The 17497-nt window shown below is 29.2% G+C and carries 20 protein-coding genes; 19 read left to right on the top strand and 1 reads right to left on the bottom strand.

The genetic code is table 11. From position 1 onward, the window contains the following. The first annotated feature begins 117 nt into the window (after positions 1-117). The 18 genes from OIO11_RS16250 to OIO11_RS16165 all read left to right on the top strand — a co-directional run bounded on the left by OIO11_RS16250 (position 118) and on the right by OIO11_RS16165 (position 14976). Positions 118-615, top strand: a complete 498-nt coding sequence (locus tag OIO11_RS16250) for a YceD family protein (protein ID WP_268072500.1) — start codon at positions 118-120, stop codon at positions 613-615. Between the two features lie 18 nt (positions 616-633). Beyond that, entirely contained in the window at positions 634-816 is a 183-nt protein-coding gene (gene rpmF / locus OIO11_RS16245) for a 50S ribosomal protein L32 (RefSeq protein WP_268072499.1), read from the top strand. A gap of 131 nt (positions 817-947) precedes the next feature. Beyond that, complete coding sequence (plsX, locus tag OIO11_RS16240) at positions 948-1946, top strand: phosphate acyltransferase PlsX (RefSeq protein WP_268072498.1); 999 nt, start codon at positions 948-950, stop codon at positions 1944-1946. A gap of 90 nt (positions 1947-2036) precedes the next feature. After that, the gene (acpP, locus tag OIO11_RS16235) at positions 2037-2270 is read left to right on the top strand and encodes an acyl carrier protein (protein WP_268072496.1); all 234 of its coding nucleotides are present in this window, start codon (positions 2037-2039) and stop codon (positions 2268-2270) included. A gap of 60 nt (positions 2271-2330) precedes the next feature. Continuing rightward, complete coding sequence (gene rnc / locus OIO11_RS16230) at positions 2331-3038, top strand: ribonuclease III (RefSeq protein WP_268072494.1); 708 nt, start codon at positions 2331-2333, stop codon at positions 3036-3038. After that, a complete protein-coding gene (locus OIO11_RS16225) occupies positions 3031-4122 on the top strand; it encodes an elongator complex protein 3 (protein WP_268072493.1) in 1092 nt (363 codons plus the stop codon). Before rnc ends, OIO11_RS16225 begins: the two co-directional genes overlap by 8 nt. Before the next feature lie 62 nt (positions 4123-4184). Then, entirely contained in the window at positions 4185-4445 is a 261-nt protein-coding gene (locus OIO11_RS16220; protein ID WP_268072492.1) for a stage V sporulation protein S, read from the top strand. A 155-nt stretch (positions 4446-4600) separates the two neighbouring features. Beyond that, positions 4601-8164: a chromosome segregation protein SMC gene (gene smc / locus OIO11_RS16215; protein ID WP_268072490.1), complete on the top strand. Its 3564-nt coding sequence runs from the start codon at positions 4601-4603 to the stop codon at positions 8162-8164. 35 nt (positions 8165-8199) lie between these two features. Further along, positions 8200-9117 (top strand): signal recognition particle-docking protein FtsY, encoded by a 918-nt coding sequence (gene ftsY / locus OIO11_RS16210; protein ID WP_268072488.1) that lies wholly within the window; start codon positions 8200-8202, stop codon positions 9115-9117. Positions 9118-9198: 81 nt separating this feature from the next. After that, on the top strand, positions 9199-9546 hold the full coding sequence (locus OIO11_RS16205) for a putative DNA-binding protein (protein WP_268072487.1): 348 nt from the start codon (positions 9199-9201) through the stop codon (positions 9544-9546). A gap of 10 nt (positions 9547-9556) precedes the next feature. Further along, positions 9557-10909 carry a signal recognition particle protein gene (ffh, locus tag OIO11_RS16200; protein ID WP_268072486.1) on the top strand — a complete coding sequence of 451 codons (1353 nt, stop codon included), beginning with the start codon at positions 9557-9559 and terminating at the stop codon, positions 10907-10909. A 33-nt stretch (positions 10910-10942) separates the two neighbouring features. Next, a complete protein-coding gene (gene rpsP / locus OIO11_RS16195; RefSeq protein WP_268072484.1) occupies positions 10943-11200 on the top strand; it encodes a 30S ribosomal protein S16 in 258 nt (85 codons plus the stop codon). A 19-nt stretch (positions 11201-11219) separates the two neighbouring features. Further along, a complete protein-coding gene (locus OIO11_RS16190) occupies positions 11220-11447 on the top strand; it encodes a KH domain-containing protein (protein ID WP_268072483.1) in 228 nt (75 codons plus the stop codon). Between the two features lie 84 nt (positions 11448-11531). Beyond that, positions 11532-12020 (top strand): ribosome maturation factor RimM, encoded by a 489-nt coding sequence (rimM, locus tag OIO11_RS16185; protein WP_268072481.1) that lies wholly within the window; start codon positions 11532-11534, stop codon positions 12018-12020. Beyond that, on the top strand, positions 12017-12733 hold the full coding sequence (gene trmD / locus OIO11_RS16180; protein ID WP_268072480.1) for a tRNA (guanosine(37)-N1)-methyltransferase TrmD: 717 nt from the start codon (positions 12017-12019) through the stop codon (positions 12731-12733). Before rimM ends, trmD begins: the two co-directional genes overlap by 4 nt. 142 nt (positions 12734-12875) lie before the next feature. Beyond that, entirely contained in the window at positions 12876-13223 is a 348-nt protein-coding gene (rplS, locus tag OIO11_RS16175; RefSeq protein WP_268072478.1) for a 50S ribosomal protein L19, read from the top strand. A 96-nt stretch (positions 13224-13319) separates the two neighbouring features. Continuing rightward, positions 13320-14162: a ribosome biogenesis GTPase YlqF gene (gene ylqF / locus OIO11_RS16170; RefSeq protein WP_268072477.1), complete on the top strand. Its 843-nt coding sequence runs from the start codon at positions 13320-13322 to the stop codon at positions 14160-14162. A 13-nt stretch (positions 14163-14175) separates the two neighbouring features. Next, complete coding sequence (locus OIO11_RS16165) at positions 14176-14976, top strand: ribonuclease HII (RefSeq protein WP_268072588.1); 801 nt, start codon at positions 14176-14178, stop codon at positions 14974-14976. 36 nt (positions 14977-15012) lie between these two features. Here OIO11_RS16165 and OIO11_RS16160 read toward each other — a convergent pair whose 3' ends face one another. Continuing rightward, complete coding sequence (locus OIO11_RS16160) at positions 15013-15381, bottom strand: YraN family protein (protein WP_268072476.1); 369 nt, start codon at positions 15379-15381, stop codon at positions 15013-15015. A 245-nt stretch (positions 15382-15626) separates the two neighbouring features. Here OIO11_RS16160 and OIO11_RS16155 point away from each other — a divergent pair, with 245 nt between their 5' ends. Beyond that, the gene (locus tag OIO11_RS16155) at positions 15627-17147 is read left to right on the top strand and encodes a YifB family Mg chelatase-like AAA ATPase (protein WP_268072475.1); all 1521 of its coding nucleotides are present in this window, start codon (positions 15627-15629) and stop codon (positions 17145-17147) included. The last annotated feature ends 350 nt before the right edge of the window (positions 17148-17497 follow it).

The following is a 17497-nucleotide window of genomic DNA, read 5'->3' as shown; positions in this document are numbered from 1 at the left end:
AAAGTATAATAAAAATACTTGACTTTTTATCTTCGTGTTTATATAATAAGTTGTGGCTAATAGATTCTATGTAAACATAGGTTTTATTAGCCCATTTATGATAATAGAGGTGTAATTATGCTAATTGATATTTCTGATTTAATTGGGAAAAAAGTTAAAGAAAAAGAAATTAGTGTGTCTTTTGAAGGTAAAGGATTTACTTTCGATGAAGAAGAAATTAAGTTTGTTAAACCTGTTAATTTAGAAGGCATTTTTACAATATCAGGTGACATAATTAACTTTGACGGAACAATGAAAACAACTTTAAAACTTGTATGTTCTAGATGTCTTGAGGATTTTGATTACCCTTTAGAAATTGAAATTCATGAAAAATTTTCAAAGATTGAACATGATGGAGGCAATGATATTATCATTATAAATAATGATAAGGTTGATTTTCCGCCAATCATTGAAACAAGTATAATTTTGTCACTACCAATGAAGAAACTTTGCAGTGAAAACTGTTTAGGACTATGCACGGTATGTGGCGTGAATTTAAATCATTCTACATGTAATTGTGGTAAGGATGATATTGATCCAAGACTGGCAAAGTTAAGAGATTTTTTCCCGAACTAACTAAGGAGGTGAAAATAGATGGCACATCCAAAAAGTAAAACATCAAAAGCTAGAAGAGATTCAAGAAGAGCTCAAACATTTAAATTAAGTGTACCAGGAATGGTTGAATGTCCACAATGCCATGAAATGAAACTTGCTCATAGAGTTTGTAAGGAATGTGGATACTACAATGGAAAAGAAATAGTTTCTAAAGAAGCTTAAAAAAAGAAAGTCGTATGACTTTCTTTTTTTAAATGTTTTAATAATGATTTATCTTTGTTTAGAATTATATTATAATTAGATATATGTAAGCTAATGGAAAATAATATGACATATAAAGTGAGGGATGAATTATGAAGATAGCTATTGACGGTATGGGGGGAGATCATTCACCTTATTCAGTAGTACAAGGATGCATTGAAGCAGTAAAAGAGTATAAAAATATTGAAATAATCATTACTGGACCTGAAGCTTTAATAAGCAGAGAATTGAGTAAGTATAAAGAGCAGTACGATAATATATCTATACTAGATGCTAAAGAAATAATTAGTAATAATGAGCATCCTGTAATGGCTTTACGAAGAAAAAAAGATTCAAGTATATATAGAGCTTTAGAGTTAGTAAAAAAAGGAGAGGCAGATGCAGTTATATCTGCTGGAAGTACTGGAGCTTTTTTAGCTGGAGCTACACTAGTCATAGGCAGAATAAAGGGAGTTAACAGACCTGCTCTTGCACCTGTTATGCCAGGCAAAAATGGCCCATTTATGGTAATCGATTGTGGTGCTAATGCTGAATGCAAACCCAATAATTTAGTGCAATTTGCTCAAATGGGGGAAATTTATTTTAAAAACATATTAAACGTTAAAAATCCTACTGTTGGGCTTATAAACATAGGATCTGAGGAAGAAAAAGGAAATGAACTCACTAAAGAAGCTCATAAACTATTAAAAGAATATGATTTTAACTTTATAGGTAATGTAGAACCAAGAGAAATACCAACAGGTGACGTAAACGTTTTGGTTTGTGATGGGTTTGTTGGTAATACGGTGTTGAAAATGTATGAAGGAGTAGCACAAACTATTTTCTCTACACTAAAAGAAGAAATAATGTTTTCCTTCAGAACAAAGCTAGGAGGAGCCTTATTAAAGCCACTATTTACAAAATTTAAAAAAGATTTTGATTATAAAGAGTATGGTGGAGCTGCTTTTTTGGGAGTTAATGGAATATGTATTAAGGCCCATGGGAGTTCTGACGGTAAAGCTATTAAAAATGCAATAAGGCAGGCTATTAATTTTAATGAAAATGATATTATTGGTAAAATAAAAGTACATATTGAAGAGAAAATGGTATAAAATATATTGTAAAAGTAACATTATCTTATTGACGATGTATAAGTTATGTAATATTATCATATTGTAGAATTTTGATGGGAGGTGAAATAAATGGTTTTTGATAGAGTAAAGAAGATAATAGCAGACCAACTCGGTCTTGATGAAAATACAGTTACAATGGATTCATTATTTGTAGACGACTTGGGAGCTGACTCACTTGATGTAGTAGAATTAATAATGGCTTTAGAAGAAGAGTTTGATATTGAAATACCAGATGACGATGCTGAAAAAGCAACTAAAGTTGGCGATGTAGTAGAATATATAAATTCTCATGTTGAGGAATAATTTAAAGTCCCGTAATTTGCGGGACTTTAAATTTCTATTTGAATAGGGGAGCTGTTTTTGATGGAAAAAAATAGAAAGTATGTCCTGAAAGAATTAGAAGATATACTTTATGTTAAATTTAATGATGTATACTTATTAAATAATGCACTTACTCATAGTTCGTGTGTAAATGAAAATAAAAATATAGAACATAATGAACGTCTGGAATTTTTAGGTGATTCTATACTTCAATTGTGTATATCTGAACTTTTATTTAATAAGTACAAGGGTATGCCAGAAGGGTTTTTAACAAAAAAGAGAGCTCTTATAGTATGTGGTAACTCATTGTACAATGTAGCTCAAAAATGGAATATTGGAAAATATATAAACATGAGTAAAGGGGAAGAACTAACTGGTGGAAGAACAAGAATATCGATATTAGCTGACTGTGTTGAAGCGATAATTGCTGCTATATATTTAGATCAGGGGTATGAAAGTGCCGAAAATTTCATAATACAAAATTTTAAAGAAATAATTGAAAAAGCGGATAGTGATGAAATTATAATTGATTATAAAACAAGATTACAAGAAATTATTCAAAAATATGGTGAGTACACCATAGAGTATAATTTAACTGGATATGAGGGGCCACCGCATAGGAGAAAGTTTTTCACAGAGGTTTTAATTGATTCAATAGTAGAAGGTGTAGGGGAAGGGTATAGTAAAAAAGAATCCGAACAGAATGCGGCTAAAGAAGCTCTTGAGAATATAGGTAATAAATATGAGTAAGGCACATTATATCATACCTATTTTTGTACCGCATGAAGGATGTCCTCATAGTTGTGTTTTTTGTAATCAAAATAGTATAACTGGTGAGTTTAGTGATGATGTTACACCGAAGTTTGTTGAAAATACCATAGAACAATATTTAAAAACTATAAATAGAGAAAATGCTGTTGTAGAAGTTTCATTTTTTGGGGGAACTTTTACAGCAATAAACATAAATAAACAAAAAGAATTATTAGCTGTTGCAAAAAAATATAAAGATAAAGGATATGTTGACTATATACATTTATCTACTAGACCGGACTATATAGACGAAAATATACTAGACAATTTAAAAAAGTATTCTGCTGATATAATTGAATTAGGAGTTCAATCCTTAGATAATGAAGTACTTTTAAAAGCTGGTAGAGGACATAATGCAGCAGATGTTATAAAAGCCTCTAAACTTATAAAAGAGAGAGGATTCATTTTAGGACATCAAATTATGTTAGGGCTTCCAGGAGATAACTTTAAAAAGGATATTGAAACGGCTAAAAAGGTGATTGATTTAAAACCAGATATCGCAAGAATTTATCCTGCGCTAGTAATTAAAGATACTCCTATGGAAAAAATGTATAATAGTAATAATTATGATCCTTATACCTTAGAAGAAGCTGTGGAGATTAGTAAAATAATTTATTCTATGTTTATGGCTAATAATATCAAAGTTATAAGAGTTGGACTTCAACCTACTGAAGAAATAAATGTAGGAAAAGATATTGTAGTAGGACCGTTTCATCCTGCCTTTAGAGAATTGGTCGAGGGTAAGATATATAATGAAATAATTTTAGATGAAATGAAGAATAGTAATTGTGATGAATGTATAATTTACATAAATAATAAAGATATATCAAAGTTATATGCACATAGAAAAAAATTTTTTAATGACACAAAAGCTCAGACAAAAACAAAAAAACTTAAAATTTTGCAAAAATGTGATATCGAAAGAGGAAAAATTTTGTTGCAAATTGAAGAAAAGTGTAAAGAAATATCAATTAAAGAATATTTGAAAAAAAAGTATGAAGAAGGAAAAATCGAAGATTTATAGAATATATTCCCTATAAAGGATGCAAAAATATGTAATAATAAATTTTGTAGGGAGGATTTAAAATGGATGTATTAAAAGTATCAGCTCAATCTCAACCAAAATCAGTAGCAGGCGCACTTGCAGCCGTACTTAGAGAATGTGGAAGCGTTGAAGTTCAAGCAGTAGGAGCAGGAGCAGTAAATCAGGCTGTTAAAGCGTTAGCCATAACAAGAGGATTTGTTGCACCTAATGGAATAGATTTAATTGTTATTCCTGCATTTTCTCAAATATCTATAGATGGAGAAGAAAGAACAGCTATAAAATTTATTGTAGAACCTAGATAAAATAAACCGTGCTTTGCACGGTTTTTTATTTTGACTAATAATTGATATTTCAAGCTATATGCTATAAAATTATATAGGTAAAAGTTACTTAGACAATGCAGCACCAGTATGCAACTGAGTTTTTGCAAAATTATTTACAAATGGGAGAGATAAATATGTTTTTGAAGTCACTTGAGATAAGAGGCTTTAAATCCTTTGCAGATAAAACTGAATTAGCTTTTAAGACAGGGATTACAGCAGTAGTTGGTCCAAATGGAAGCGGTAAAAGTAATATATCTGATGCAGTTAAGTGGGTACTTGGAGAACAGAGTGTTAAAAATCTGAGAGGGGGTAAGATGCAGGATGTGATTTTTGCAGGAACAGAATATAGAAAACCTGTGGGTCTTGCTCAAGTAACTCTTGTTTTGGATAACAGTGATAGTCAACTACCCATAGAATATACTGATGTTACTATAATGCGAAGGCTTTTTAGATCAGGAGAAAGTGAATATTATTTAAATAATACTAAATGTAGATTAAAAGATATTCAAGAGCTTTTTATGGATACAGGTATAGGAAAAGAAGGATACTCCATAATAGGTCAAGGTAAAATTGAAGCTGTTTTAAGTGGGAAACCAGAAGAAAGAAGAAGCCTTTTAGAAGAAGCGGCAGGTATTGTGAAATTTAAAACGAGAAAAGAAGAAGCTGAAAAAAAGCTTCACAATACAGAACAAAATATTCAGAGAATAAATGATATTTTTAGTACTTATGAAGAAAGATTAGATCCGTTAAAGAAAGAAAATGAAAAAGCAAAAGAATTCCTTGAGATTTCACAAAGGTTGAAAAGTAAAGAGGTAACCTTGATTATTTATAATATAGAAAGTTTCGAAGAAAAAATTAATTCTCTGAAAAGAGAATTACAAGAAAATCATAATAAATTGAAAGAGATATTAGAAGAAAAAATCAAAATCAAAGAAAAGCTTTTGCAGGCAAATGAAGAATTAGAGTACTTCGAGATGGAGAATAACGATGAAAGAAGAAAATATTATGAAAGCAAAACTTTAAGTCAAAACCTATTATCCGAAATTGATCTTTTAAATGAAAGAATGAATAATTTACAAAGTACCATAGAAAAAAACTTTAAATCTATAAAACAGTTAGAAGAGAAAATTATTTCTTTAAAAAATCAAAGGAATATTCAAAATACAATCCTAAAAGAACTTAAGGATGATCAAAGTTTAACAGAAGAGGAAATAGCAACTTTAGAAAAAGAAATAATTAAAATAAATAATTATATTAAAAGCAATGATAAATTAATAAAAGATGCAAAGGCAGATCAAGTTCACTTAATTAGTGAAATTACTAAAAATAAAAATGACTTGGCAATTTTAAAAAATGATATGAATGCATTAGAGAATAAATTAGAAGAACGCAAAGATGCTAGTGAAACATATATTAATTCAATTAAGATAAACTATACTACAAAAGATATGCTGAAAAAAGAAATTTTTGATATACATAATAAAATATCCAAGTATGAAGAAGAAATAAAGGGATATAAAAAAGAAATTTCTATTGAAAATAGAAATTTAGCAAAGGATGAAAATAAGCTTAAAGAAATTACAATTGAGCATAATAAGATGGAAGCTAATTGTAATGCTTTAATAAATTTTGAAAAACTACATGAAGGATATAATAAATCTGTTAAAAATTTAATGCAACATATAGATAAGGATAAAATTCCTAAGGCTAAAAACAGAGCATGTATACTTGGAGAAATAATAAAAGTGGAAAAAAAATTTGAGACTGCTGTAGAGGTAACTTTAGGTGCTTCTATATCTAATGTTATTACAGAGGATGAAGAAATTGCCAAAACACTTATTAACTATTTAAAGAATCATAAATTAGGTAGAGCTACATTTTTGCCTATAAATATAATAAAAGGAAGAACAGTGCAAATTCCACAAAAGCTAAAAAATATAAAAGGATATATAGGAATAGCCAGTGAACTTATAGAGTATAAAGCTAAGTTTACAAGCGTTATTGAATATGTTTTGGGAAGAACAGTCATTGCATCAGATATGGATAGTGCACTTTTAATTGCAAAGGCAAGTGACTATAGTTATAAAATAGTTACTTTACAAGGAGAAGTAATAAATACAGGTGGAGCACTTACTGGTGGGAGTATTTATCACAAAAATACAGGGATAATCAGTAGAAAAAGAGAAATAGAAGAATTATCTTTAAAATTAAAGGATTTAAATAAAGATATAGTAGGGTTAACTGAAAAAATTAATTCTAGAAAAGATAACATAAAAAATATGGATGAGTATTGTTTGAATCTGAGAGAAGAAATTCATTATGAAAACATAGAAAAAACTAAGATAAATGGTAAAATTAGTGCTATAGATAATGAAACTGAAAAATTAAAAAGAGATTTGGATGTATCAAAAAATGAAATTGCTTTTATGGAAGAAACATTAAACCACAGTCATGTAACTTTTCAAGATAAGCAGGATAAAATTCAAGAGATAATTGTAAGAGAAGAAGAAAATAATCTAAATATATTAACTATGGAATCAAATTTAGACACTCAAAAAGAAAAACTTGAAGAAAACAATGAAAAGCTTACAGAACTAAGAATAAAAAATGCTCAGCTTGATGGAAATATATCAAATAGATACCTTGATGTAAAAAGAATAGAAGGTGAAATACAATCAGGGGAAAAAGAAATTTATATTTTAGAAAATGAAAATAAAGAATGTATAAAAAATGTAGATAATTCAAAAGAAAAAATAATTAGTAATGAAAGAAAAATTGGGGAAATCAAGGCAGTAATATGTGAGCAGGAAGAAAAATTTAAGGATAGTGAAATTAAAAGAGTAAGGATAAAAGAAAGTATAAAAAGCTTTACGGAAAATTTAGAGAAAATTACTTTATATAGTGATAAAAATGAACGTATTAAAAGTAATATGCAAATATCTCTTGCAAGACATGAGGCTGAAAAAGATTCTTTTTACAAAAAATTAAATGAAGAAATGGAATTAACCTATGCTGAAGCCTTGGAACTGAAGATAGATAATATAAATATAGAGAAGTGCAAGAATGATATTGCAGTTTATAAGAGTCAAATTTCTAAATTAGGAGTAGTAAATTTAGGGGCTATTGAAGAATATGCAGATCTTGTGGAAAAATACAATTTTATGAGTTCTCAAAAGGAAGATTTGGTTAAGGCTAAAGAGGAATTAAGAAATGTTGTATTTGAAATGACTGACAAAATGAAGATGGTTTTTCGTGAAAATTTTTTAAAGTTAAAAAATAATTTTAATGAAACATTTCGAGAATTATTTAAAGGAGGACATGCAGATTTAATATTAGAGGATGGAGATGAGTTGACTGCTAACATTGAAATAAATGTTCAACCTCCAGGAAAAAAGTTGCAGAATATAAATCTAATGTCAGGAGGAGAAAAAGGATTATCAGCTATTGCATTATTGTTTGCAATTTTAAAGATGAAGCCAACTCCTTTTTGCATATTAGATGAAATAGAAGCAGCTTTAGATGATGCAAATGTAGCAAGATATTCAGAGTTTTTAAGAAAATTCTCAAATAATACTCAATTTATAATAATAACCCATAGAAAAGGTAGTATGGAGGCAGGGGATGTTTTATACGGGGTAACAATGGAGGAAAAAGGAATATCTAAAGTAGTGTCAGTTGATTTAAGTAAATCAACTTAAAAATACTAAAGCAAAATATTAAAGGAGTTGGAAATATGTTAGGGAATTTATTTGAAAAATTAAAGAGTGGACTTTCAAAAACTAAGGATAATTTAACAGATAAGGTTTCAGAAGTATTAAATTTAGCTGTGAAAATTGATGAGGAGTTGTATGAGGAATTAGAAGAGATTCTTATAACTGCGGATATAGGAGTAGACACATCCTTAGAGATTATTGAAAGAGTGAAAAACAAGGTTAAAGAAAAGAAAATCAAAGATCCAAAAGAAGTATATACTTGCTTAAAAGAAGTATTAGTTGAAGTTCTTTGTGAGGGCAATAATGAAGAGGGTATTACTCCTAAAATTACACCTCATGTTATGTTAATCATAGGTGTAAATGGAGCAGGGAAGACAACATCTATAGGAAAAATATCTGCAAAATTGAAAGGTGATGGACATAAAGTTGTAATGGCTGCCGCAGATACTTTTAGAGCGGCGGCAATAGATCAATTAGAGGTGTGGAGCAACAGAGCAGGAGTTGATATAATAAGACATCAAGAGGGAGCCGATCCAGGAGCAGTAGTTTTTGATGCCATACAAGCTGCAAAAGCGAGAAATGTAGATATTCTTATTTGTGATACAGCAGGTAGATTGCATAATAAAAAGAATTTGATGAATGAACTTGAAAAAATAAACAGAATAATAGATAGGGAATATAGTGAAGCAAATAAGGAAACATTATTAGTTTTAGATGCTACTACAGGACAAAATGCTCTTCAACAAGCTAAACAGTTTACGGAAGTTTGTCCTATCGATGGTATTATATTAACAAAGCTTGATGGTACTGCTAAAGGTGGAGTTGTAATAGCAATTAAGCATCAATTAAATATTCCTGTAAAACTTATAGGTGTTGGAGAAGGAATTGAAGATCTTCAAGAATTTAATGCTGAAAGTTTTGTAGAAGCACTTTTCTAAAAAAAAACTAAGGTGTTAAGTAAAAATACTTGACACCTATATGAGTTTTTGATATTATCTTAATTGTGAGTTGGTGATTACATGGAAGATAGAATAAAAACTTCTATATTATTAGATTACTATAAAGAACTGTTAACTGAAAAGCAGAAGGATATTATGGAGCTTTATTTTAATCAGGATTTATCTTTGTCAGAAATATCAGAACTTACAAATACTAGCAGACAGGCTATATATGATATAATAAAGCGCTGTAATAAGCTACTTATTGATTATGAAGATAAATTGAAGTTAATGAAAAAAAATGACAAAATAAAGAGTGAGAAGGAATTTATCATAAAAAAAATTAATAGACTCCAAGAAGAAAATAATGATAATCAGATAGAAACAGCTTTGCAGGAGTTAAAAGATTATATTAGTGAGTCTATCTAGGAGGTTTAAGATGGCATTTGAAGGATTAGCATCAAAACTTCAAGAAACTTTGAAAAAACTAAAGGGCAAAGGTAAGCTATCTGAAAAAGATATAAAGGAAGCTATGAGAGAGGTTAAATTAGCTTTGCTTGAAGCTGATGTTAACTATAAAATAGTAAAAGATTTTGTGAAAACTGCAAGTGAAAAGTGTCTTGGAAAAGAGGTAATGGAAAGTCTGACACCTGCTCAGCAAGTTATAAAAATAGTTAATGAAGAGTTAAAAGAACTTATGGGAAATACAGAGAGTAAAATTGAATTTTCTCAAAAGGGCATAACTATTATTATGTTAGCAGGTCTTCAAGGTGCAGGTAAAACTACTATGGGCGGTAAATTAGCTCTTCAGCTAAGAAAGAAAAACAAAAAACCTTTGTTAGTTGCTTGTGATATATACAGACCAGCGGCAATAAAGCAACTTCAAGTAGTTGGAAAGCAAATTGATGTTCCAGTATTTTCCATGGGGGATAAGGTGAACCCAGTTGATATTGCTAAGGCAGGAATAGAACATGCACAAAATAATGATTTAAATGTAGTTATAATAGATACAGCAGGAAGACTTCATATAGATGAAAATTTAATGGAAGAACTGGAAAACATTAAGAGCGATGTAACTCCAAATGAGATATTACTTGTTGTTGATTCAATGACTGGTCAGGATGCTGTTAATGTTGCAAAAAGTTTTAATGAAAGACTAGATATTACTGGCGTTGTTCTTACAAAGTTAGATGGAGATACAAGGGGTGGTGCTGCACTATCAATTAAGGCAGTTACTGGTAAGCCTATAAAATTTGTGGGTCTTGGAGAAAAAATGAATGACCTTGAAGTATTTCATCCAGATAGAATGGCTTCAAGAATATTGGGAATGGGAGATGTTTTATCTTTAATTGAGAAAGCTCAAGAAGCTATTGATGAGCAAAAAGCTAAAGAGCTTGGAAGTAAAATGATGAGTTTGGAATTCAATTTAGAGGATTTCAAAGAGTCTATGGCTCAAATTAAAAAAATGGGTCCCATGACTAAACTACTTGAAATGATGCCTGGAGTTAATAGTAAACAGCTTGAAGGAATTGATCTTAGTCAAAGTGAAAAAGATATGGGAAGAATTGAATCTATAATTGATTCAATGACTATAAAGGAAAGAAGAAATCCAGAATTGGTAACTAGTTCTCCATCAAGAAAAAGGAGAATTGCAAAAGGTTCAGGTACGACTGTTCAACAGGTTAATAAACTGTTGAAAGATTTTCAAATGATGAAAAAGATGATGAAACAGATGAAAGGTCAACAGAAAGCTTTAAAAAAAGGTATGTTTGGGAAATTTCCATTCATGTAAATAGATATGTATATTTTTAAGGAGGTGAAACACATGGCAGTAAAAATTAGATTAAGAAGAATGGGTGCAAAAAAAGCTCCGTTTTATAGAGTTGTTGTTGCTGATTCAAGATCTCCAAGAGATGGAAGATTCATTGAGGAAATAGGTTACTACAATCCAGTTTCAGAACCAAAGACTATAAAAATAGATGAAGAAAAAGCTAGTCAATGGATAAAAAATGGTGCACAACCTACAGATGTCGTTAAAAAGCTTTTTGTTAAAGCTGGAATAAGCGAAAAACTTTCTAAATAGTAACCTGGGGGTGTAGTAGATGAAAGATTTACTAGAAGTAATTGCTAAAGCATTAGTTGATAACCCAGAAATGGTTAGTGTTAATGAAATTGTTGGTGAGCAATCAATAATTCTTGAATTGAAAGTAGCTCCAGATGATATGGGAAAAGTGATTGGTAAACAAGGAAGAATAGCAAAAGCTATTAGAACTGTTGTTAAAGCAGCGGCTATTAAGGAAAATAAAAGAGTTGTTGTAGAAATAATTTAGTTACATACTAAGTTTACCCTAAAAGAGTTAGGTTTTCCTAACTCTTTTAAAATATATAAATATAATAAAAGGAGTATGAAGTTTATGGAACAGTTTTTAACTGTAGGTAAAATAATAAATACTCATGGTATTAGAGGAGAAGTAAAGGTAAAACCAACCACTGATGATGTAAATAGATTTAAAAGTTTAAAAGAAGCATATATTGATGAAAAAGAAATCGTAGTTAGTGGATGCAAATTTCAACCAGGAAAGGTTATTCTAAAAATAGAAGGAATAGAATCTATTGAAGAAGCTGAAAGATTAAAAAATAAGCTAATAAAAGTTAAGAGAGAAAAAGCAGTGCAACTTCCTGAAGATACTTATTTTGCTATGGATATTATAGGCTGTGAGGTTTATGAAGAAACAGGAAATAAAATAGGTACAGTAGATGATATAATATATACTGGTAGTAATGATGTATATTGGGTAAAGGGTGAAAATGAGGTTTTAATTCCAGCTCTTAAGGATATTGTACTTAAAATAGATATAAATAACAAAAAAATTATAATAAAACCTTTGGATATATGGCAATGAGAATAGATATTTTAACCCTTTTTCCAGAAATGTTTGAAATCTTTAAACACAGTATAATAGGTAGAGCGGTAGAAAATGATATAATAGATATTAATTCTCACAATATAAGAGATTATTCTATAAGTAAGCATAAAAAAGTAGATGATTATCCTTATGGTGGGGGAGCTGGGATGGTTATGACACCTCAACCAGTGGTTGATTCAATAAAAGCAATGAAAAAAGAGAATAGTGGTAAAGTTATCTTTTTAGGACCTAGAGGTAAAACCTTTAATCAAGATATGGCCAAAGAATTGTCAAAAGAAAAAGAATTAATATTTTTATGTGGACATTATGAAGGAATTGATGAGAGAATATATAAACATGTTGATATGGAAACTTCTCTTGGTGATTTTGTGCTTACAGGAGGAGAAATGGCATGTATTCCTATTATTGATAGTATTTGCAGGTTGATACCCGGGGTACTATCAAATAATGAGAGCTTTATGGAAGAATCCTTTTATGAAGGAGTTTTAGAATATCCACAATATACAAGACCTTCATATTTTGAGAATGAAAGCGTTCCAGAAATTTTGCTCTCAGGACATCATGAAAACATTAGAAAATGGAGAAGAAAGAAATCTCTTTTAATTACACGTGAAAGAAGGCCAGATTTATTTAAAAAGCTAATTTTATCAAAAGAAGATAAAAAGATTTTAAATGATGAAAGATTTTAAGAATTTATTGCTAAAATATCAAATTTATATTGAAGAAAGTATTTATTTGTGGTAAAATAAGCATCGTGCTAGTACGGGCGGTCCTCTGTCTATAAAATACATAGAGAAAGAACGTCAAAAAAATTTCAAGGAGGGAATGCACATGTTAGATATAATAAAAGCGATAGAAGCTGAACAAATTAAAAAAGAACTACCTCAATTCAATGTTGGAGATACAGTTAGAGTTGATGTAAGAATTAAAGAAGGAAACAAAGAAAGAATTCAAGCTTTTGAAGGAACAGTAATTAAGAAACAAAATGGTGGAATAAGAGAAACTTTTACTGTAAGAAGAGTAGCTTATGGTAGTGGTGTTGAAAGAACATTCCCTATAAACTCCCCAATGGTTGAAAAAGTAACTGTTGTAAGAAAAGGTAAAGTTAGAAGAGCTAAATTATTCTACTTAAGAGATAGAGTAGGTAAGGCTGCAAAAGTTAAAGAATTAAGAAGATAGGAAAAATGGGACTTAACAGTCCCTTTTTTTTATATTTAAACCATCGTAAAATTTTTATACAAATTTATAAATTATATAAGGGAGGTTTTGTATAGTATGGCAATCAACTGGTTCCCAGGGCATATGGCAAAAACCCGAAGAGAAATTAAAGAAAATCTTAAATTTGTTGATGCAGTAATAGAGATAAGAGATGCAAGAATTGTTAAATCCAGTAAAAATCCAGATATTGATGATATATGCAAGGATAAACCAAGAATTATTTTATTAAATAAAAGTGATTTAGCAGAGGAAAAAATAACTAAAAAATGGATAGAAACATTATCAAATGACTTTATAAAAGTTACAACAGTAAATAGTATTACTGGTAAAGGATTAAATGGTATTAAACCTTTATTAGATGAGCTTTTAAAGGAAAAGCATGAAAAACTTAAAGCAAAAGGATTAGTTAACATAACTACAAGAGTAATGGTAGTAGGTATACCTAATGTTGGTAAATCATCTTTTATTAATAAAATGGCTAAAAATAATAGAGCAAAAGTTGGAGATAAACCAGGTGTTACGAGAAGTAAGCAATGGATAAAGACTAAAATAGGTATAGAACTTATGGATACTCCAGGAGTATTATGGCCAAAATTTGAAGACGAAGAAGTAGGATTAAATTTAGCTTTTACAGGGGCTATCAAAGATGAAATTATGGATATAGAAACTTTAGCTCTTAGATTAATTGAGAGAGTGCAACAACATTACCCAGAAAGATTACTAGAAAGATATAAATTAGATTCTCTAAGTGATGAAGCACTAGAAAATATGGATAATATAGCCAGAAAAAGAGGAGCTATAATTTCTAGAGGAAATATTGACTATAATAGAGTAGCAGTACTTATATTAGATGAATTTAGAGGTGGTAAGCTTGGATCTATATCCCTTGAAAGGCCATGATAATATATTAGAGATAGATTTTAGTAATATGAAATCTGCAGAGGTAAAAAAATATATTACATCAATATTAAATGATAATGAATGTGATTATAACTTTATTATAGAATTGTTAGAAAAGGATAATAGAAAAACTGTTCAGAAGTTAAGTGAAAATGTACGCAAATATGTGAAAAACAAAGAAAAAGAAATTAATAGAGTAAAGAATATGTATAGATTTGATAGAAAGTTTTTAGCAAATGGATATATTGCTGGAGTTGATGAGGTTGGAAGAGGCCCTCTAGCTGGGCCCATAGTAGCTGCTGCAGTTATTTTAGATTTAGATTATAAAATGGATCAAGAGTTGATACTGCATATTAATGATTCAAAAAAATTATCTTTAAAAATGAGAGAAGAACTTGATTCAATAATTAAACAAAAAGCTATTAGCTATTCTATAGCTGAAATAGACAATAGTGAAATTGATAATAAGGGAATAGCATGGGGAAATAATGAGGTTTTAAAAAAGGCATATGAAGGCTTAATTATAGAACCAAATTTTATTTTATCTGATGGATATGCAATAAAAAATTGCAAGTACAATAATGAATTTGTGATAAAAGGAGATGCTCAAAGTGCAAGTATAGCCTGTGCTTCTATTATAGCTAAGGTTTATAGAGATAATCTTATGAAGGAATATGCAGATATATATCCACAATATGATTTTGACAAAAATGTAGGATATGGTACAAAAAATCATATAGAGGCAATAAAGCAATATGGTTTTAGTCCAATACACAGAAAAAGCTTTTTAAAAAATATATTAAATATATTTTAGCACAAAAGAACTAACTTACAAGTTAGTTCTTTTGTGCTAAAATGCATTCTTAATATGTTCTACTAGATAATCGTTATCATGATGATTAAATATGATTTCTATTACATCAAATCTAAAATTATGTTTATATAGCTTATTTATCATTATGTAAAATTCAGCGGTACGACGCAAGGTAAGTGTTTTTTTAAAGGTTATTGAATCACAAGGTCGTCCATAGGAGTCTGTAAATCTACTTTTCACCTCTACAAAACATATACAATTATTACGAGGAAGAGAAGCTATAATATCTATTTCACCTAGTGTACATCGAAAATTTTTTTTAAGGACTATATATCCTAAGTTCTCTAAATAAGATTTTGCTAGATATTCTCCGTAGTTACCTATCTTTTTATTATAGTGAATCATATAAAACACCCCTAAATTTAAAATAATTATTTTAATTATAGTCAAAAAATAATTATTTATTCAGGAGACACGAAATGTTTACATAAAAATTATTATGTAAATGAAAACAAAATGTAAATAAAAAACACAAAATAAAAAACTTAACATAAAAAATATTATGTAAATTACATTCTAAAGTAAACTAAATAATTTAAAATATGATTATATAAACAATAAATGGCAATAATTTTACTTGAGGTGATTATATGGCATTAAAAATTAATTCTGCAACGTTTACAGGGATAAACGGAACTATTGTTGATGTAGAAATAGATATAGCACAAGGTCTTCCTGCTTTTAATATTGTTGGATTGGGAGATGTTTCAGTAAAAGAGTCAAAAGAAAGAGTTAGGTCAGCAATTATAAATTCAGGTTTTGAGTTTCCAATGGGTAGAATAACTATCAATCTTGCTCCAGCTGATTTTAAAAAAGAAGGTTCATTATTTGATTTACCCATAGCATTGGGAATTTTAATGTTAACTCAACAAGTTAATATGGAGGACAAAGAAAATTTTATTTTTATGGGAGAATTATCATTATTAGGAGAATTAAAAAAAGTTAGAGGTACATTGCCTATTGTAATTGAAGGAATAAATAATAATATTAATCAATTTATTGTGCCAGTAGGTAATGCAGAAGAATGTTCAGTTATTAGTAAAGCTAAAATATATCCCTTTAGTAACTTAAAACAAATAGTGAATTTTATGAAGTATAGAGATTTATTACCTTTTGAAAATTTAAAAACCAAACAGAAAAAACATTTTTCGGATGATTTTAGTGAGGTTATTGGGCAGGAAAGTTGTAAAAGAGCTGTTGAAGTGGCTGCGGTAGGTGGACATAACATTATCTTATATGGTCCACCAGGATGTGGTAAAACTATGATTGCAAAGCGAATTCCTACAATATTGCCTCAGTTAAGCTATGAAGAATCTTTAGAAGTTACAAAGATATATAGTATTTCTGGCAATTTAGAAAATGAAAAAGGATTAATTACAGAAAGACCGTTTAGAAATCCTCATCATACCTGTTCACAGGTATCTTTAGTTGGAGGAGGGAGTAAACTTAAACCTGGTGAAATATCTTTAGCACATAATGGAGTGCTATTTTTAGATGAAATATTAGAATTTAATAAAAAAGTTTTGGAAGTTTTAAGACAGCCTTTAGAGGATAGGGTTATAAAAGTCACAAGAATTAATGGAAGTATTAATTATCCAGCTAATTTTATGCTCGTCGGATCAATGAATCCTTGTCCATGTGGGTTTTATGGTAGTGGAATAAAACAATGCACATGTGCAGAGTATGAAAGAAGAAGATATATTAATAAGATTTCAGGACCTCTTTTAGACAGGATTGATATATTTTCACCTGTAAATGCGTTATCTTATAAACAGATTAATAATAAGAGCAGAGTGGAAACTTCAGAAAATATAAGAAGACGGGTTGAAAAATCAAGACAAATACAGAAAGAAAGATTTTTAAATGAAGGAATCTACTGTAATGCACAAATGAATGAAAGACTTATTAAAAAATATTGCAAACTGAATTCAAAATCGAAAAAGTTTATAGAGAAAATTTACGAAAAATTTAATTTAAGTACCAGGAGTTATAGTAGGATATTAAAAGTTGCCAGAAGTATAGCAGATTTAAATTTTAGAGAAACAATTGGAGAAGACGATGTAATTGAAGCATTACAATACAGAAACTATATAGAACAAAATATTATATGATTTAGGAGCATTACTAAATTATTAACACTGGCTGTGAAGTGATTTTTAACGTGTGGAAAACTGAAATTCTATACCCCTTCCATTATCAAATACAGTATATATCTATGAATTTGTTTTGTTAATTATGAAAGTTTAAAAATAAGTTAGTATATATAAGTTCCAATTAATAAAATTCATTCATAAATTTATTACAAAAACAATATTAGTACCTTGTATATTAAGTTCTCAACTTTCGCACTACGAAAAAGCTAGTTTTTCCTTGATAAAACTAGGTAATGTAGATATAAAATAGTCTAAAAAATCGTTGATTTGAGTTTTTGTAAGCGATAGCTTTTCATATAGTGCAGACT

This window comes from Clostridium sp. ZS2-4, assembly GCF_026719745.1.
Taxonomy (GTDB): domain Bacteria; phylum Bacillota; class Clostridia; order Clostridiales; family Clostridiaceae; genus Clostridium_H.
Note: the sequence above shows the minus strand (reverse complement) of the source record. Positions and strands in the feature narration are given on the sequence as shown.